Below are 18,183 nucleotides of genomic sequence, written 5' to 3' on the forward strand. Positions count from 1 at the left end.
GTAGTTTTGCAACACCTAAGTCTCTCTCATGTTATAATTCAGGATCTCATTCCTTGTCCTCCTCTTCCTCCTTCTCCCTCAATTCTTCTATCTTTTCATGGCGCTGCTGCTGGCGGTAGCCGTAGGTACTGTTGAGCACGACTTCTTTGTTTTCGAAGAAAGAACCAAGCGCACCAATGATTGTGGAGATGCTCGCGCCGATCCATGACGTATATAAGTAGGTGGCGAGACCGACGGGTTCGGAAGTGTAGATCTCGAGCTGGGCCGGTGGCTGGAGAAAGAGTGTCCAGATCACGAACATAGTGAACAGGATGACGTAATACATGACGACACTTATAAGCAGTGTGAAGAATGTCGTCGCATTATACAGATTCCTGATGAAATTGGTGCTCTGTTCACTTTTCTTCTCCCACAGTCCATGCCCCATAATGATCCAAATGGTAAGGGCAAGTATTGAAAAAATCATCATCAGAACCGCCCGTCCGATACTGTATGTTGTATTAAGCTGCCATAATGTTCCGAATACAAAGGCATAGGCGCCTGTTGTGAATGCGATGACGAGGATCTTCCCGAAAGCGGCAAACATCTCCCATGGCCGGTTGGCATAGACCATGCCGGAGACGACGCGCATGAGCCCGGTAATGCGTGACTTCAAGGTGAAGCGCACAACGATATCAGGATCGCTCTCTCCAGGTGTCTCCCGCTTCATCGGAGAGACAATCTCCATCATTCTTTTACCGACGAGTCTCGTGGATTTTTTATTCTTCAGATCATCATATCGGTTGTCCTTAGAGCGGATACGCTGTTGCGCTTCCTCCCGGTCTGCATCCGAACTGCCAAAATGAATTTCATTCATCAGCTGAAGAATGGCTTCCCGTACCCTTTTGTGCATCGGCACGGCACCGAAGCCCGGAAAACTGATGAGAGCGACATCCCTGTCTTTGAACACTTCGGCGACAATTGGCTTTTCTTCCTCGAAGAGCGGCAGATCTGTCAGGGCAACTGCATAATCCCATCCCGCGTTGTCTTTCCTTTTGAGTGCAGATTCCAGCACTTCCGTGGAATTATTCGTCCCGCCGGTTAGAGGATCTTCATGGAGTTCCACATGCCATTCGTATTCTTCACTGATGTAATAACTGAGCATCGCCGGCAGTTCCTCCTTGAGGTCATCGCCAAGCCTTTTTGCGAGACCGGGTGCTGTAATGAGTGCCACGTTTTTCACAGCCATAGTTATAAGCTCCCTCCTGTTGCTGGTTCCAGAATGATCGGGCTCCACCCGCTTTTTATAAAAATCATATCAATCCGTATTTTTATTTATATGCCCCATATCTGCAATGAGTATGCATAAATTATTCAAATTGACGGCTTAACCGGTGGCGATTTCTATTTAATATATATAAAGTGTTAAAGTAATATGAATTTTAATACTGATAATAGGTGTAAAATTTCATTTTACATCGGTATATTTTTTAATAGCTAATAAAAATTATAGATTCTTTTGATAGCGCTTATAAAAAGGGGTATTGCGCGCAAATTTAAAAATATGAAAAGGGCAAGGAGAGAAGATTTAAATGGGACATGTCAAGACATCAAATTGCTGCAGTATGAATCGTAATGACATCGTGGAAATGGAAGTTGATTCTCTGCAAGAAGCAGATTTTACAGAAAACAACCTGTCATCTGTAAAGACAGCACCAGCCAATGAAAAGATTTAAATCCCGGGTGGCAGTTTCTTTACGGGGACGAAGGACAAAGAAGGATATAGAGAAGATGGAGAAGAGCCGGTCAGAAAAGTGAATGTGGGTCCATTCTATATGGATGCACATATAGTGACAAAAGCGGTGGGTGTTGAAAGCGGCAACCATTTTAAGGCTATTTTTGAAAATTTAGGTGAAGTTGAAGTTTTATTTTCGTGACATATGAAAAGACAAATAAAAACAGGTTGCAGAAGCTTGAGCTTCTGCAACCTGTTTTTGATGTTAATAGTTTTTCAGATACTCGTCGATTTCCCATTGTGAAATCTGAGAGCTGTACATGTTCCATTCAACCGTTTTGTTCTTGTGGAACTGCTTGTAAATGTGTTCGCCGAGGGCTTCCTGGATGACGCCGTCTTCCTTCAGTGCTTTCAAGGCCGTATACAATGTAGTCGGAAGATCTTCCACATTCTCGATTTCTCTTTCTTTTTTACTCATTTTATAGATGTTCTGGTTTACCGGCGTATCGAGTTCCATCTCCTGCTTGATGCCGTCTAGGCCCGCTTTCAATACCGCTGCCGTCGCAAGGTAGGGATTGGCGGATGGATCAAGTGATCTTACTTCCGCACGCGTTGCCGGTCCTCTGGCTGAAGGGATTCTGAGAAGCGGTGTACGGTTTCTGCCGCTCCATGCGATGTACTTCGGCGCTTCGAACCCTGACTGGAGCCTCTTATATGAGTTGACGAGCGGGTTGCAGACGGCAGTGAATCCTCTGGCATGTTCAAGAATGCCTGCCATGAAGTGTCTCATATCTCCGCTCAGTCCGAACTCGTCATTTTCATCAAAGAAAACGTTGGTATTTTCTTTGAATAATGAAACGTTGAAGTGCATGCCGTTACCCGCGATGCCGTATAGTGGCTTCGGCATGAATGTCGCATGCATATTATGCTTTCTCGCAATTGTTTTAGCCACTAGTTTGAATGTCTGGATATTATCACAGGCAGTAACGGCATCTGCGAACTTGAAGCTGATTTCATGCTGGCTCGGTCCGGCCTCATGGTGCGACATCTCCACGTCAAAACCGATCTCTTCAAGCGTTCTTGCGATTTCTCTCCGGCAATCTTCACTTGTATCAATCGGTGCAAGGTCGAAATAGCCGCCCTCATCATTCATTTCCGTTGTCGGATTGCCTTCATTATCCAACTTAAAGAGGAAGAATTCCGGTTCCGGTCCCAAATTGAAGGAAGTGTAACCCATGTCTTCCATCTCTTTTATGACTCTTTTCAAATTCGATCTCGGATCCCCGTCAAAAGGTTCTCCGTTAATATCATAAACATCACAGATTAATCGTGCGGATTTTGCATTATCATCCGACCAAGGGAAAATCCTCCAAGTGTTGAAATCAGGTTTGAGATACATATCAGATTCTTCCACCCGGACAAACCCTTCGATGGAGGAACCGTCGAACATCATTTCCCCATCCAGAGCCTTGCCGAGCTGAGTCGTCGGAATCTCCACGTTTTTAATAGTTCCCAGAATATCGGTGAACTGTAATCTGACATACCTCACATTCTCTGCTTCAGCAATCCTTAAAATATCATCCCTTGTATATTCATCCATATCATAAACACGCCCCTATATTATTGAAGGTATTGTACGTCGAAAACTTCAAGACGCACAAATACTTATATACCCATTAGCCTGTTTCGGGTCTTATAAACATTTTATGTTAAATTTATTGAAAAATGAATGGGAAATAAAGGATTTAGAAGAACTTGTACTGTTACTATATTTTATGATAACAATGGTTTGAAATGACACTACTACTTTCGAGAAATGAAAGATGAACCCAGAAGTCCCATGCTCCTAATCGTTTCAACCGGGAAACAAATGTTTTAAATAACTATATTATGACCTTCAAATCATCTTCCAGGCTTTAGAAAATGAATTTTTAATTAATCATCGTTTTTCATCAATGTGCACAAAATCATAAATTAATTGTGTAAACGCTTTTAACTATAATGGAATAAGAGAAAATAATGAAGCAAAACAGGAGGTAAACATAGATGACGAATTGGCTGAATATTGATAAAAAAGTAGTAGTAATTACAGGTGGGAGTTCTGGTATCGGCAGGAGAATCCTAGAATCTTTATTAGAAAATGGTGCGATTGTCTATAATGCTGATATGAAAGATAACCCGATTGATCATAATAATTATCATTATCTAAAGACAGATGTAACACAGGAAGAGAATGTAAAAAATACTGTAGAACAAATTGTAAATGAGCAAAAGCAAATAGATGTTCTGATAAATAATGCAGGAATCAACCTTCCAAGAGTTCTGGTTGATGTCAGAGGTGAGAAACCAGAGTATGAAATTAACATGAAGGATCTTGATTTTATGTTCGCTGTAAATCTGAAAGGTCCTGTATTATTCAGTAGGGAAGTTTCCAGACAGTTTGTTGAACAACAGCATGGTGTTATTATAAATGTCTCAAGTGAAGCTGGTCAGGAAGGATCGCAAGGACAAAGTATTTATTCAGCTACCAAAGCTGCTTTGATTGGATTTACAAGGAGCTGGGCAAAGGAACTGGGTGAACACAACATAAGAGTTGTGGCAATTGCACCTGGAATACTGGAAGAAACGGGCTTGAGGACAGCCGCTTATGAAGAAGCACTGGCATACTCCAGAAATACTACTGTTGAAGGATTAAACAGCGATTACTCCAAATCAATTCCGATTGGCAGAGTCGGGGAATTGACAGAAGTCGCGGATCTTGTGTGTTATCTTGCTTCTGAAAAATCCAGTTATATCACAGGCACAACTATAAATATATCCGGTGGTAAATCAAGGGGATAATATAGTTGAATTTCGAGTAAAGGAGGGTGCTTCTGTGTTGAATAAAAATCATTTGAAAATAATAGATGTACTCCTTCTCAAAAATATATCCATCCAAGAGTTATCTCATAATATAAATATTTCTGAACGTACTTTGTCGAATTATGCAGGACAGATCAATGAAGTTTTTGGAGGCGTACTCCACATTACAAAGAAACATGGTCGTTACACTATGACAGTGTTCAATGAAAAAAATTTTATAAAAGATTTGGAGCAACTGCGCACTAGAATCAAACAAAATGATGAGCAAACAGAGAAAAGAATAGAAGATGTTTTTCAAATTCTGATAAACAATGACGTAAGTACGATCGATGATATCTCAGAAAAATTATATCTGAGTAAGAGTCTTCTTCAAAATATAATTACTGAAATTAAAACTATTGTCAGGAAATACAATGTTGAAATCAGGGGGAAACCAAATGTTGGTCTATCTTTAAGTGGAAGTGAATTTAAAATTCGCAAAATTCTTGTGGAACAGTTTCCTAATAATTATAAAGATATCATGCTGCCGGAATACGTTTTTGAATATCTCAGTGATATAAAAAAACAGTATAAATTGGATTCTGACACTTATATGAGGTTAGAAACTTCTGCAAAAGTGACTATGGACAGGTTGCGGAAAGCGTATCATGTTGATGAAAATTTGAATATCGATAACCAAATATTCCAGTCAAAAGACTATCAGAATTTTGATGGCTTCGCCTTCTATCTTCAAAAGGAATTCAACATAGAGAATCCCAAATATGAAATTTTCCTGATTGTTCTTCAGTTACTCGGCAGAAGAGCATCAGTTATAGATGAGGTTATAGATAAAGATGATGATTCACTCATCCAAAGATTGATTGATAATACGATTGATGATATTAACGAAACTTTCACTATAAAGATAAATAAAAACCTTTTTAGTAAAGACATACGTCTGCATCTAAAATATTTAATCGACCGTCTGCTTTTCGATGTCAAAATCAGTAACGAATCTATCGGTGATGTTCAGCAACGTTTTCCTTTTGCGTATGAGCTGTCAAAAGTGCTGGCAGAGAATATCGAGAAGGAAATAGAAGTAAAGGTGCCAATCAATGAATTGGACTTTCTCTCAATATATTTCAGTATTTTCCTAGATGAACTTGAACAAAAAATGAGAGACATCAACTCAGTAGCCATAATAACAAATCAGGGATTAAGTACTTCGAAAATACTAAAAATGAATTTGCAGCAAATTCTCAAAGATGGGGTTGAAATATCAACCTTTAACCTTGAAGAAGTTGATGAAAAAATAATGGATGTTCATGATTTGATATTATCGACTACTCAAACAAATAGATTATTCAATAAAGTGATTTATATTGAAGACATATTAGACAGACAGCTGCTTAAACTTAAAATAGAACAATTCCTAATTTATAAAGACGTAAACAATATTAAATTATTCAATGAAAGTATGCTCTTTGACTATTTATCTGAGGAAGATATCCATCATTTTGATCACACGCATGGATATTTCGATGTTATTAAAAGTCTTTCGAATGAGTTGACTGGAGAAAACGAAGTGGATTCGGCATTTATTGAGCGCATCATTATGAAAGAGAAGAACAAACCGACTATCAATAACAATTTAGGCTTTCCCCATGCGGTTCATACACTTGAGAAAATCAAAATTAAAATAGCGATTCTTGATGAGTCTTTGAAAGACTACGAAGATTTAAAGCTGATCATACTGATGGCAATACCAGAAAATAATGTAAATGAAGCTGTATTAATCCGTCTGTATGAAGAAATATTGTCATTGGCGACCAATGACTATTTAATGGATAGAATCAGAAATAATACCAGATTCAGCGAGCTTGCGCATATTCTGAATCAAGAAATGAGGAAATAATCATGTTTATAATCATGCTGATTATTATATTAGCTGTTGGATTTGGAGTTCAATATTTCCTAGGTATGATCCAAATTAAACATTTTACAAAAAACTATATTGATTTGAGGAGTAAAGGCAGAGTGGTTATTGGCAGGAAGCCGACGATTTTTCAATCAGGTACTTTAGTTCTCCTGCAGATTGATGAAAAAGATAGAATCGAAGAAGCAAAATATATGCAGGGCGTTACAGTTTTTAGCAAAATTAAAGCACTGAGTGGACTTGAAGGGAAAAGAGTCGCAAAGCTAGAGAATGCTGATTTAACTAAGCATAACAAATTATTGAGAAACGCAATTCTGGACGCCAAAAGAACATTCAATATTATTCAGAGCGGCGGAGAAGTAGAGAAAATACCATCGCCTATGATGCAGGCAGTCAACAGAGTGAATAGCATGTTTACGAACAAAGGAGGAAAAAAGAATGGATATAATAGTTAGTTTAGCGGAAGGGTTTATAAATCTATTTCAAACTGGGGCAGATGTTTTCATGGAATGGATGGCAACCATAGTTCCTTTGGTTCTGATGCTGCTTATTGCGATGAACACGATTATTCAATTGATTGGTGAGGATCGAATTAACAAAATTGCTCAGAAATCAGCCAGCAACCCCCTTTTAAGATATATGGTTCTGCCATTCTTAGGTTCATTTATGCTGGCCAATCCGATGGTGCACTCTTTAGGCAGATTCATGCCGGAAAAGTATAAGCCAAGTTATTTCGCCTCGGCAGCACAGTTTGCACATACGAGTAACGGTATATTCCCGCATATCAACCCGGCGGAACTATTTATATTCTTGGGGATTGCAAGCGGTATCCAACAGTTAGGTCTGCCGATGACCGATCTGGCTGTCAGGTATCTTCTTGTCGGATTAGTTATGAACTTCATCGGGGGGTGGGTCACAGACTTGACCACTAGCTACGTTGAAAAACAGCAAGGCGTGAAATTAAGCAAAGAAGTAAAACTGGAAAGCTGAGGTGAGTAACATGAGTGAAAAAGCAAAAATAGTAAAAGGTTCCGGTGGTTTTGGTGGACCTCTTTTTATAGGTGTTGAGGGCAAGAAAGATAAATTAATGTACGTTACTGGTGGCCATAAACCGGAAATTGTAGATAAAATATGTGAAATTACTGGTGCTACTCCAGTAAATGGATTTGAAACTTCTGTTCCGGAAGATGAAATAATGGCAGCAGTTATTGATTGCGGCGGGACACTTCGTTGCGGCATCTATCCTAAAAAAGGGATTCCTACAATCAACATAATGGCAACGGGACAAAGTGGTCCATTGAGACAATATATTACAGAAGATATTTATGTTTCAAATGTCGATGTCAATCAAGTAAGTCAAAATGGAGAAGATTCTCAGGAGCAAAGTGAAGTAACTGAAAAAGAAAGCGTAGAGATTGAACAAACGGAAGCTGGTTCGGTTTATTCTAAAGATAAAAAAATTATGGAAACACGTGCTGAGCAGGAAAATAAAAGCATTCTGACCAAGATAGGTTTGGGTGCAGGTAAAGTTATTAATACATTCTATCAGGCAGCAAGAGACGCAGTACAGACGATGCTGCACACAGTAATTCCATTCATGGGATTTGTGGCTTTATTGATTGGTATCATACAAGGCTCTGGAATAGGTGATGCATTTGCCAATGTAATGTCTCCTTTAGCCGGCAATATTTGGGGATTGATGATAATTGGTTTCGTTTGTTCCCTGCCTTTTCTCAGTCCGTTGCTTGGTCCTGGCGGAGTAATTGGTCAGGTTTTGGGAACGTTAATCGGTGTTGAAATAGGTAAAGGAAATATCCCGCCTAATTTGGCATTACCGGCACTGTTTGCAATCAATACACAAAACGCTGCTGACTTCATACCGGTCGGTTTAGGCCTGGCAGAAGCAGAGACAAAAACGATAGAAGTTGGTGTGCCATCCGTACTTTACTCAAGGTTCCTGAACGGGGCGCCAAGGGTGTTCGTCGCCTGGCTGGCCAGTTTCGGTTTATACGAATAATACAAGGAGTGTAATTTAATGATTTATCAAACTGAAGTCAAAGGAATTGGTACAGAAGCTTCGGCTTTTGAAGAGGAAAAAATGGTGATACTTTTTGGCAATAACGCACCGGATGAACTTGTAGATTTTTGCTATATCATTGATATTAATGAAGTGAAAGGTGATATAACAGAAGAAAGTATGCTAAAAGTCGATGAAACTGAGTATGAAATTACCAAAGTGGGATCAGCTGTTCGTAAGAATTTAAACGATTTGGGACACATCACTTTAAAATTTGATGGTAGTGTAACCGCAGACCAATCGGGTACACTTTATCTTGAAGATAAAGGAATGCCGAAAATCAAAGAAAATAGTGTACTAACGATACAATAAATTTATAAAAGCACTTCTTTCATTCATTTAGATGAAAGAAGTGCTTTTTAATTATTCCTTCCTGGCTCTGATCATTATAAACGGCGGATAGTGGCTCAGCTTTTCAATTTTCTCTTCACTGTATAATTCGAACACTTCTTTTGTCTGTCCGAGTTCTGTCACCTTTTCTACAACGAAGCCATTCTGTATCAGGTTGTTGAAGATGGTGCTTACTGTGTGATGATACTTATCGATTGTGTTGTCCAGGCCTCTCCAGTACATAGTGCGTTCGGATTCATCAAAATAGTGGTCCATCTTCAGCTTTATATTCCGAGGCGTGGTTTCAGGTGTTTTTCCTGCTGTGACTATAGGATGCTCCATCGAGAACAGGAGGGTGCCGTCTTTATTCATAATGTCTCCGAGTTTCTGGCTCAGTGAATTAAAATCTTCTATATAATGGAAAACCAATGAAGAGACGACAACATCAAATTTCTGATCGAATTCAATATCCATGAAGTCTCCATGCTTAAATTCTGCATCATTGAATGATTCCTTAGTCAAACAGTAATCGATCATCCGGGTGGAAAGATCCACACCCGTGATTTTTCTCGGTGCATATTCCATCATATGTTCTATGAGATGTCCCATGCCGCAGCCGATATCCAGAATGGATTTATTTTTCAGCTCCGGCAGATTGCGCTTCATCTCCGGCATTTCAACAACTTCGTTGTAACTGAGCGGATTGTCCCTCAAAACTATGTATTTATCAAAAACTTCCTTGTCGTCATAATTGTTTTTCATATACTGATCCCCCCTGTATGATTAATATAATATAGTATTTACAATGTATTGGAAACGGGGAGAACATATGCAGATTGAAATAAGACCAGAAAGCCGGGAAGACATTAAAGAAATTGAAGATGTGGTAAGAACTGCGTTTACGAGCAGGGACAGAAATGATTCCGATGAGCATCATCCGGTGAACAAAATCAGGAAAACGGAGGCTTTTATACCGGGATTGTCTCTGGTTGCACTGGAGAAAGATTCAGTAGTAGGACACATACTGCTTTCGAAAATCATGGTTGAAGAAAACGGGGTATCCGCCAGTTCACTTGCGCTCGCCCCGATCTCCGTTGCTCCGTCCTATCAGAATAAAGGAATTGGCAGCCAGATGATTGTAACTGCGTTGAAGAGGGCGGAGGAGATGGGATATGAATCGGTGATTGTACTGGGACACGATAAATATTATCCAAGATTCGGTTTCAGGCCGGCGAGCCGCTGGAATATCAAGCCTCCGTTCGATGTTCCTGATGAAGCATTCATGGCGGTTGAACTGACTGACGGCGGATTGGACGGCGTCGAGGGGACTGTAAGATATTCAGAAGCATTTTCAGGATAGAAATATAAAAACAGGGGGAGCATATCGGAATTTGCATTCCCCCTGTTTCACCTCTGTATCCAGTTTAGTATTGACCCAGGTACTCGTTAAGTTCCCAATCAGTAACCTGGGAGCTGTACATGTTCCATTCGATGCTTTTATTCTCATGGAACTGTTTGAAAATGTGCTCCCCGAGAGCTTCCCTGACGACGTCGTCTGCCTTCATTGCTTTTAGGGCAGTATAAAGTGTCGAAGGGAGGTCTTCTACACTTTCCTTTTGTCTCTCGCTCATTTCATAGATGTTTTCATTGACCGGATTGTCGAGTTCCAGTTTATTTTTAATGCCGGTCAGACCGGATTTCAAAATTGCTGCGGCGGCAAGGTAAGGGTTTGCTGCGGGGTCGAGGGATCTCACTTCTGCACGCGTCGCTTTACCGCGGGAAGGCGGAATCCTGAGAAGCGGTGAACGGTTGCTGCCGCTCCACGCGATATATTTCGGCGCCTCGAAGCCGGACTGCAGCCTTTTATAGGAATTGACAAGTGGGTTGCATATCGCCGTGAATCCTCTGGCATGACTCAGTACACCTGCCATGAAATATCTCATGCACGGGCTGAGCCCGAATTCATCATTTTCGTCATAGAATACATTATTTCCGTCTTTGAACAATGAAACATTATAGTGCATCCCATTGCCGGGAATGCCGTAAAGTGGTTTTGGCATGAATGTCGCATGGAGATTATGCTTCCTCGCGATGGTTTTGGCTACCAATTTGAATGTCTGAATGTTATCGGAAGCAGTGACCGCGTCACTGTATTTGAAGCTGATTTCGTGCTGGCTGGGTGCACCTTCGTGGTGGGACATTTCGACTTCGAAGCCCATATCTTCAAGTGTAAGTGTAATATCCCTGCGGCAGTCTTCCCCGAAATCAATCGGCTGCAGATCGAAATAACCGCCGCTGTCACTGAGTTCCGTAGTCGCACCGCCGTCTTTGTCCAATTTAAAGAGGAAGAACTCAGGTTCCGGACCAAGCTGCAGTTCATCATAGCCCATATCCTGCATCTCACGGACCACCCTTTTCAGATTGGAACGGGGGTCACCGGAGAATGGCTTGCCGTCGATATCGTATATATCACAAATCAGCCGGCCGATTCTAGCATCGTCCGATGACCATGGGAAAATGAGCCAGGTATCCATATCAGGCTTGAGGAACATGTCCGATTCCTCCACACGGGCGAATCCTTCAATCGAGGAACCATCGAACATTATCTCGCCATCCAGGGCCTTCCCAAGTTGTTTGATCGGTATTTCCACATTTTTAATGGTTCCCAGAATATCTGTAAACTGAAGTCTTATATATCTGACGTTCTCATCTTCTGCGATTCTCAAAATATCCTCTCTCGAATATTCATCCATCAATTAAGCACACTCCTAAAATTCTAATATATAGTTGTGTATTCCCCGTCAGTTAAATGCAAAACGCATATGGATGGCTTATTCCGGGACAAACACTTCCGATTCACTGTCTTCAGGATAGTAGTATCCATTCGGAATGGTCTGCAGCTCAATCATGCTGTCCCACGGTGTTTTAAAATAAACGGTCCCGTTGCCTTCTGTGTCCTCATATCTCGTATTCTCATGAATTTCCGAGAGGGGCCGGCCGCCCGCGGATTTCAACTTTTCAAATGCCGATTCTATATCATCAGTATAGAAAGACAGATGAGTGTACCCGTAATCTTCGAGGTTAGGCGGATGTGCAGATTCAGTGTTTTCAAACTGGAACATTTCGATGTTCGGCCCTCTGCCGATGACAATCATCCGTTTCTTCACGATTTCAGAACCTTCGGGGATTCCAAGGAACCGCTCGACTTCAGGGCCGCCTCTCGGCGGGTCATCCAGAGTCTGACTGTCGTAGGCCACTTTCGCATCCAGTCCTTTTTTGAAGAAATCCGTTGCAGATTCTATATCGGGGACAGTCAGTCCGATATGATTCATGCCTCTTACAATACTCATCCTATTCAGCTCCCAATATCTAAAAGCTTATATATTTACTGTTCCCGTTTTCCCTGCCGATAATGCTTCCGGGTACGCACTGGGAAAAATTCAAATTACGCACTTGCATTTTGTAAGCTCGTGTTATATAATTACTTCAGATTTAATTATATCAAATTTAATATAATTAATTTTAAGCAATATCGAGGAGGTGCAGACATGGAAGAGAAGGATCCGCGCATCAAGGCGTTCACCGTATTTATAAAATCATCTCAGTCGGTTCAGAAACTGATCAAACAGGACTTTTTGAAGAAAGAAATCAACCTGAATGAATACGCGGTAATGGAACTGCTGTACCATAAAGGCGACCAGCCGATCCAGTCGATCGGAAAAAGGGTGCTCATGGGCGGAGGCAGCATCACTTATGTGATAGACAAGCTCGAGGACAAAGGTTTTTTATACAGAGAACCATGCGCAGAAGACCGCCGGAAAATGTTTGCCTGCATCACGGACGAGGGTAGGAAATACATGGATACCCGTGTCGGGGAACAGGAATCATTGATCAACAACATCTTTGATGAGTGGGACGATGATGAAGTCGAAGATGCAATCAACCTCCTCAAACGCATCGGCATACACGCGGAAAGTTTATTGAAATGATGCTTGTGTCGTAACAGGGCACGAGTTTTAAAATATTAATTATCTTGAATTCAAGATAAATGACGAAAAATACGAAGGAGTTTTTAAGGATGGCAACTGAACTGCTTGGAATCCACCACGTTACGGCAATGACGGATAACGCAATGAGGAACTATGAATTCTTTACGGAAGTGCTTGGCATGAGACTGGTCAAGAAGACGGTCAACCAGGACGATATCCATACCTACCATACGTTCTTCGCAGATGATGTCGGTTCACCGGGAACAGATATGACATTTTTCGACTTCCCCAACAATCCTAAAGGTGCTCCGGGGACGAACTCGATTTCCAGAACCGGACTCAGAGTACCCGACGATGCAGCCCTTGAATACTATAAGGAACGTTTTGAAGAATTCGGTGTGAAGCACGAGGGCATCCAGGAACTGTTTGGCAAGAAAGTCCTGCCTTTCGAAGAGTCTGACGGCCAGAGATACCAGCTGTTCTCAGATGAAAACAACACAGGTGTGGCACCAGGTAAACCGTGGAAAAACGGACCGGTTCCTGAAGATAAGGCGATATACGGCCTGGGGCCGGTTGAAATCACAGTCAGCTACTATGAAGATTTCAAAAAAGTGCTCACTGATATTTTCGGCATGAAACCGGTAATCGAAGAGCAGGAGGTCACACTCTTTGAAGTGGGCGAAGGCGGAAACGGTGGCCAGGTCATCCTGAGAAATGATGCAACAACGGCAGGGCGCCAGGGTTACGGCCAGGTCCACCATGTATCATTCAGGGTGAAAGACCATGACGCAATCAAAGAATGGGAAGCAAAATATGATGAAGTCGGCATGGGGCATTCAGGAAATGTGGACCGTTTCTACTTTGAGGCGCTCTATACACGTGTCGGCCATATTCTGATTGAGGTATCGACTGACGGTCCTGGATTCATGGATGATGAACCTTACGAAACACTGGGTGAAAGCCTGGCGCTTCCGCCATTCCTCGAGCCGAAACGTGAATATATTGAAGCGCAGATCCGTCCGTTTGATACGAAGCGCTCATAATAATCAGGGGGCAATAATATGGAAGCAATCAAAAGGATCCACCATATAACAGCAATCGTCGGGGACCCGAATGAAAATCTGAGATTTTACAGAGATGTCCTGGGACTCAGACTGGTCAAACAGACGGTCAACTTTGACGACCCGGGTGTGTATCACCTGTATTTCGCAGATAATGACGCGACGCCGGGGACGGTCATCACTTTCTTCCCATGGTCGAATGATAATCACGGAAGAAAGGGCAGCGGCCAGGTCGGCAGAATCGCTTTCAGAGTGCCGAAGGGCAATCTGAGTTTCTGGAAAGAGCGTCTCAGGACACAGGACATCGAAATGGAAACGACCCGGCTCTTCGGCAAAGAGACGATTGAGTTCGATGATATACACGGACTTGAGCTGGCGATCGTCGAAGGTGAGGAAGCGTCGGATGTCGATCAGATCCTCGGATTCCACGGTGCAGTACTGCTGTCCGGCAATCCGGAAGGTACGAAAGAGCTGCTTACCGGCCAGATGGGATTGAAGCCAATCGATATAGAGGACAGGAACCATCACTTTGAAACCACAGGCGCGGAAAAGCATCATATCATCACAGCCATTCCACCGCAGCCGGCAGGCAGGTTCGGCATCGGAACGGTCCACCACATCGCCTGGTCGGTACCGGACAAGGATACACTGAAAGAATGGCAGGCCGTTCTGCGAGAAGAAGGCTACGGGGTCACTGTAGTCAAAGACAGAAGCTACTTCGAATCCATCTATCTTGGAGAAAAGGGTAATGTCGTATTCGAGTTCGCAACGGACGGTCCGGGATTCGATCTGGATGAAGACATGGAATCACTTGGTTCCTCATTGAAATTGCCGGAGCAGTATGAACATAGAAGACCGGAATACGAAAAATCCCTGCCGGAACTGGATATATAGCATGGACAGGATGCTGAACTTCTCCCCGCAGGAACTGACTGCCAAGGAGAAGAAGAAATTCCTGATCGGGACCGTAATACCAAGGCCGATTGCGCTTGTTTCAACAGTGTCGGGCACAGGTGTTGTCAATGTGGCCCCATTCAGCTATTTCAACATTGTCACCTATGATCCGCCGATGCTCTCGGTCGCAGTGCAGCGCTTGGATGGGCGGAGCAAGGATACCGCAAGAAATGTATTTGAGAATAAAGAAGCGGTCATCCACGTAGTGGACAGGGATAATGTGGCAGCGGCGAACCTCACTTCGGCACCCCTCGGTCCGGATGAAAGTGAGCTTGATATATCAGGCTTCACGGCAACAGATTCGAAAGCGGTCAAAGTTCCGGGAGTGAAAGAGGCCAAAGTGAGATTTGAAACGGAACTCTATGACTCAATCGTCATCCATAATGATGAAGGGATGCCCACAACGGATGTCTTATTGTTAAAAGTGAAACACTATCATATAAATGAAACAATTTATAAAGACGGTTATATCGATCCGCTGAAACTCGGCGCAGTCAGCAGACTTGCAGGAAACGACTATGCTGAATTGGGCACAATGTTTACAGTGGAACGGCCGGAATAATTCAATGAATGGAGCGGATGATTGATGGAACATATTTATAATGAAAAGAAAAAAGGTGCGCCGGTATTTGTACTGCTTCACGGTACAGGCGGTACAGAAACGGATCTGGTTCCCCTTGCGGAACTGCTCAATCCTGAATATAATGTTTTGGGCATCAGAGGCAACGTGCAGGAAAACGGCATGAACCGTTACTTCAAACGTCACGGTGAAGGTCAGTATGACTGGGAAGACCTTGATTTCCGCGGAAAAGAACTGTATGAGTTCATCGTGGAAAAATCAAAAGAGCATGATTTCAAACTGGAAGATGTCGTATTTGTCGGATTCTCAAACGGCTCGAATATTGCGATACAGATGATGCTCCAACAACCGGAGACATTCAAAAAGGCGGCACTATTCGCGCCGCTGTATCCAGCAGACATTGAAGAAAATCATGACTTCAGCGATGTGGAAGTATTCCTGTCGCTCGGCAAGGGCGATCCGATCGTACCGGAGTCTGAAAGCGAAAGAGTCATCAATCTGTTCAGAGAAAGAGGCGCAGATGTCACGACTGCCTGGGTGAACGGACACAGCCTGACACAGGAAGTCGCTCTGGAAGCGAAAAACTGGCTGAACAAATAAAATCGACAGGGAAAAGATGAGCCAAATGGAAACAGGGAATTTATTCATAAAAAAAGGAGATTTTTAATATGATTCAATATTTACTAAATGCTTATATCGGAAAAGGTATGATCGATGGCGGTCTTGCCAAAGTGAAGAATGAGGGACAGATGGGGGAAGAGTTTGAAAAAGAATTCAAGGTGGACAGCAAGCAGATGAAGATTGCAGGATATCTTGAGACGATCGGTTCAGTATTCCTGTTTGCTTCATTCCTGGGTAAAACATTCACCAGAATCGGAACATTGATGATCAATGCTGTACTGGGTGTGGCGATCTTCAAACACTATAAAGCAGGACACGGCTATGAAGGCAGCAAAAATGCACTTAAATTCTTTGGTCTGAACACATTGAGCTTTGTAGAAACATTCCGCAGGAAATAAACAAGGCGCGGAAATGGTCAGGAACGGACAACGGTAATGAAGATGATAATATATATGAAAGCGGAGGCCGAAAATTTCGGCCTCCGCTTTTTCTTTATCCGGAATCTTCTTTGGTGAACATATATTGCACCGCACTGGCTGCAATGCTACCCAGCACAGCGACTGCGAAAATGATTAAAAACTGAGGATCGGTAAGGTCAGGGAATGGATTTTCGTATATAAAAGTCGGAATAATACATATCAATGCGATAAAAAGCAACTGAATACTCCCTTTTAAAAATCTTTCCTGAAGATTCATTCGTTTTTTCTTCTGCTGCTGTTTTTCCAAAAGACCCAATACAATTACAACAATCATAAAAATTATGAATGCTGATATGCTGTTAGAAGTTTGAATCGTATTGACGTAAATTATAAAGGCAAAAAAAGAAAGTAACATCAGATAGCTGTACACTTTAAGCACCTCTTGTACCTATATTTTATTATTTGATTCTAAAACTGTACGCTTTTGTCAGTTCATTGTGAATCACAAGCTCGTAATTTTCATCCCTTGCGACTGCGCCTCTTATCAGAAGATTTATCTCCTCAGTGTGGAAATGATGCTGCATCAATACCATTACGATGATGGATATCAAATGGACAATCCCTATGAGAAGCAGTGCAAGTTTAATGTTCTCAGTTAATAGTTGACTGATTGAGTTCATTGAAATGATCGCTCCCGTTTTGCAGTGAAATATGTATGGTGCCGAGTGTAGCATAAGGAGGGCTGATTTCAAAAAGATATCGATGTTTCACAGGGGAGATAATTCAGAGGTATTCGGCTGAATATATTTTTACAGCTCCTCCTCAGTGATTTTCCGGCGCAGTGCAGCAGTCTCTGCACGCGTCATCGGATCGAGATGCCCGTGGATGTATGTTTCATAACCGATCTTGTCGACCTCGCTGATGTAATGATGGAATCGCTTCGGGTCATATCCACCGCTTAGTTTATAAAAATCTCCTGTATCGGCATCTCCGGCAAATAAAATCCTGTCTTCTTTGACATAGGCGACAACACCGTCATCTGAATGGGGATTGGTTATCGGTGCCACTTCCACGGTGACGTTTCCCAAATTGAATGAGATTGTGTCTTCGAACTCGATATCTGCCTGGACGACTTTGATCTGTGTTATGTCATCATATTCCACTTTAATATGCGTATCACAGAATTCGCATTCCTCCCCGGTACGGAGACGTTCTGCCATGGCTTCCTCTGTCCATTCCCATCGTGTAAGAGTGTCCAGAATATCATTCGTATTTTTATGGGCAATGGTCAGACCGTCAAAAACATGCATCGCAAAAGTATGGTCCCAGTGCCAGTGGGTGATGAGTGCGATTTTGGGTGCAGGGAGCCCCGCTTCCTCTATTTCCTGAAGCATCTTCTGCAGATGGGCAGGGGAGTTGCCGGCATCGATAAGCATGCTGTAATTTTTTCCATGGATATAGCCGAGATTCGGCCGGTCCCGTTCTTCGTCGAAAGGGAGGATGTAGACATGGGGAGAGATTTGAGTGAGCATTGGAAGCCTCCTTCGCTGTTTTTATACATTTTATCACAGCTGATATTAGCAGGCTGTAAAATTTGTACATCCCCTTGCCATCTCAAATTGAGATGCCTTCCATCTGGCATAGTAATTTTACATTAGATG

The 18,183-nt window shown here is 42.3% G+C and carries 22 protein-coding genes; 14 read left to right on the forward strand and 8 right to left on the reverse strand.

Features of this window, described 5'->3' with window-relative positions; translation table 11 throughout:
• Window positions 1–46 precede the first annotated feature (46 nt).
• Entirely contained in the window at window positions 47–1,228 is a 1,182-nt protein-coding gene (locus BM271_RS05585) for an ABC-2 transporter permease (protein ID WP_046791117.1), read from the reverse strand.
• A gap of 487 nt (window positions 1,229–1,715) precedes the next feature.
• Between BM271_RS05585 and BM271_RS14655 the strand changes: the two genes are divergently transcribed.
• On the forward strand, window positions 1,716–1,916 hold the full coding sequence (locus BM271_RS14655) for a hypothetical protein (protein WP_420806929.1): 201 nt from the start codon (window positions 1,716–1,718) through the stop codon (window positions 1,914–1,916).
• Window positions 1,917–1,979: 63 nt separating this feature from the next.
• On the opposite strand, the gene glnA (BM271_RS05590) is transcribed toward BM271_RS14655, so the two are convergent.
• Window positions 1,980–3,314: a type I glutamate--ammonia ligase gene (gene glnA, locus BM271_RS05590; RefSeq protein ID WP_046791116.1), complete on the reverse strand. Its 1,335-nt coding sequence runs from the start codon at window positions 3,312–3,314 to the stop codon at window positions 1,980–1,982.
• Window positions 3,315–3,760: 446 nt separating this feature from the next.
• Here glnA (BM271_RS05590) and BM271_RS05595 point away from each other — a divergent pair, with 446 nt between their 5' ends.
• Genes BM271_RS05595 through BM271_RS05620 form a run of 6 tightly spaced genes read left to right on the forward strand, consistent with a single transcriptional unit; the run spans window position 3,761 to window position 8,880 of the window.
• Window positions 3,761–4,555: an SDR family oxidoreductase gene (locus BM271_RS05595; RefSeq protein WP_046791115.1), complete on the forward strand. Its 795-nt coding sequence runs from the start codon at window positions 3,761–3,763 to the stop codon at window positions 4,553–4,555.
• Window positions 4,556–4,589: 34 nt separating this feature from the next.
• Complete coding sequence (locus tag BM271_RS05600; protein ID WP_046791114.1) at window positions 4,590–6,470, forward strand: BglG family transcription antiterminator; 1,881 nt, start codon at window positions 4,590–4,592, stop codon at window positions 6,468–6,470.
• A 2-nt stretch (window positions 6,471–6,472) separates the two neighbouring features.
• Window positions 6,473–6,946 (forward strand): transcriptional regulator GutM, encoded by a 474-nt coding sequence (locus BM271_RS05605; protein WP_046791113.1) that lies wholly within the window; start codon window positions 6,473–6,475, stop codon window positions 6,944–6,946.
• Entirely contained in the window at window positions 6,930–7,481 is a 552-nt protein-coding gene (gene srlA / locus BM271_RS05610; RefSeq protein WP_046791112.1) for a PTS glucitol/sorbitol transporter subunit IIC, read from the forward strand. Before BM271_RS05605 ends, srlA begins: the two co-directional genes overlap by 17 nt.
• 10 nt (window positions 7,482–7,491) lie before the next feature.
• Entirely contained in the window at window positions 7,492–8,508 is a 1,017-nt protein-coding gene (gene srlE, locus BM271_RS05615) for a PTS glucitol/sorbitol transporter subunit IIB (RefSeq protein ID WP_046791111.1), read from the forward strand.
• A gap of 21 nt (window positions 8,509–8,529) precedes the next feature.
• Window positions 8,530–8,880: a PTS glucitol/sorbitol transporter subunit IIA gene (locus BM271_RS05620; RefSeq protein ID WP_046791583.1), complete on the forward strand. Its 351-nt coding sequence runs from the start codon at window positions 8,530–8,532 to the stop codon at window positions 8,878–8,880.
• Between the two features lie 51 nt (window positions 8,881–8,931).
• Here the strand turns inward: BM271_RS05620 and BM271_RS05625 are convergent, their stop codons facing one another.
• On the reverse strand, window positions 8,932–9,660 hold the full coding sequence (locus BM271_RS05625) for a class I SAM-dependent DNA methyltransferase (RefSeq protein WP_046791110.1): 729 nt from the start codon (window positions 9,658–9,660) through the stop codon (window positions 8,932–8,934).
• Between the two features lie 67 nt (window positions 9,661–9,727).
• Here BM271_RS05625 and BM271_RS05630 point away from each other — a divergent pair, with 67 nt between their 5' ends.
• Window positions 9,728–10,258 (forward strand): GNAT family N-acetyltransferase, encoded by a 531-nt coding sequence (locus BM271_RS05630; RefSeq protein ID WP_046791109.1) that lies wholly within the window; start codon window positions 9,728–9,730, stop codon window positions 10,256–10,258.
• Between the two features lie 64 nt (window positions 10,259–10,322).
• Here the strand turns inward: BM271_RS05630 and glnA (BM271_RS05635) are convergent, their stop codons facing one another.
• Window positions 10,323–11,651 (reverse strand): type I glutamate--ammonia ligase, encoded by a 1,329-nt coding sequence (gene glnA / locus BM271_RS05635; protein WP_046791108.1) that lies wholly within the window; start codon window positions 11,649–11,651, stop codon window positions 10,323–10,325.
• A gap of 78 nt (window positions 11,652–11,729) precedes the next feature.
• A complete protein-coding gene (locus BM271_RS05640; RefSeq protein ID WP_046791107.1) occupies window positions 11,730–12,248 on the reverse strand; it encodes a VOC family protein in 519 nt (172 codons plus the stop codon).
• A gap of 198 nt (window positions 12,249–12,446) precedes the next feature.
• Here BM271_RS05640 and BM271_RS05645 point away from each other — a divergent pair, with 198 nt between their 5' ends.
• From BM271_RS05645 to BM271_RS05670, 6 genes are all read left to right on the forward strand, one after another.
• Entirely contained in the window at window positions 12,447–12,887 is a 441-nt protein-coding gene (locus BM271_RS05645) for a MarR family winged helix-turn-helix transcriptional regulator (RefSeq protein WP_046791106.1), read from the forward strand.
• Between the two features lie 89 nt (window positions 12,888–12,976).
• Window positions 12,977–13,930 (forward strand): ring-cleaving dioxygenase MhqE, encoded by a 954-nt coding sequence (mhqE, locus tag BM271_RS05650; RefSeq protein WP_046791105.1) that lies wholly within the window; start codon window positions 12,977–12,979, stop codon window positions 13,928–13,930.
• A gap of 18 nt (window positions 13,931–13,948) precedes the next feature.
• The gene (locus BM271_RS05655; RefSeq protein WP_046791104.1) at window positions 13,949–14,842 is read left to right on the forward strand and encodes a VOC family protein; all 894 of its coding nucleotides are present in this window, start codon (window positions 13,949–13,951) and stop codon (window positions 14,840–14,842) included.
• 1 nt (window position 14,843) lies between these two features.
• The gene (locus BM271_RS05660; RefSeq protein ID WP_338054660.1) at window positions 14,844–15,464 is read left to right on the forward strand and encodes a flavin reductase family protein; all 621 of its coding nucleotides are present in this window, start codon (window positions 14,844–14,846) and stop codon (window positions 15,462–15,464) included.
• Between the two features lie 24 nt (window positions 15,465–15,488).
• Entirely contained in the window at window positions 15,489–16,082 is a 594-nt protein-coding gene (locus BM271_RS05665; protein ID WP_046791103.1) for an alpha/beta hydrolase, read from the forward strand.
• 68 nt (window positions 16,083–16,150) lie between these two features.
• A complete protein-coding gene (locus BM271_RS05670; protein ID WP_046791102.1) occupies window positions 16,151–16,501 on the forward strand; it encodes a hypothetical protein in 351 nt (116 codons plus the stop codon).
• 94 nt (window positions 16,502–16,595) lie between these two features.
• Here the strand turns inward: BM271_RS05670 and BM271_RS05675 are convergent, their stop codons facing one another.
• The 3 genes from BM271_RS05675 to BM271_RS05685 form a co-directional block, all read right to left on the reverse strand.
• Window positions 16,596–16,952: a hypothetical protein gene (locus BM271_RS05675; RefSeq protein WP_046791101.1), complete on the reverse strand. Its 357-nt coding sequence runs from the start codon at window positions 16,950–16,952 to the stop codon at window positions 16,596–16,598.
• Between the two features lie 28 nt (window positions 16,953–16,980).
• Window positions 16,981–17,202, reverse strand: a complete 222-nt coding sequence (locus BM271_RS05680) for a hypothetical protein (RefSeq protein ID WP_046791100.1) — start codon at window positions 17,200–17,202, stop codon at window positions 16,981–16,983.
• 129 nt (window positions 17,203–17,331) lie between these two features.
• Window positions 17,332–18,054: an MBL fold metallo-hydrolase gene (locus tag BM271_RS05685; protein ID WP_046791099.1), complete on the reverse strand. Its 723-nt coding sequence runs from the start codon at window positions 18,052–18,054 to the stop codon at window positions 17,332–17,334.
• Between the last annotated feature and the right edge of the window lie 129 nt (window positions 18,055–18,183).

It is taken from the genome of Salinicoccus halodurans, from assembly GCF_900114445.1.
GTDB classification, from domain to species: Bacteria; Bacillota; Bacilli; order Staphylococcales; family Salinicoccaceae; genus Salinicoccus; species Salinicoccus halodurans.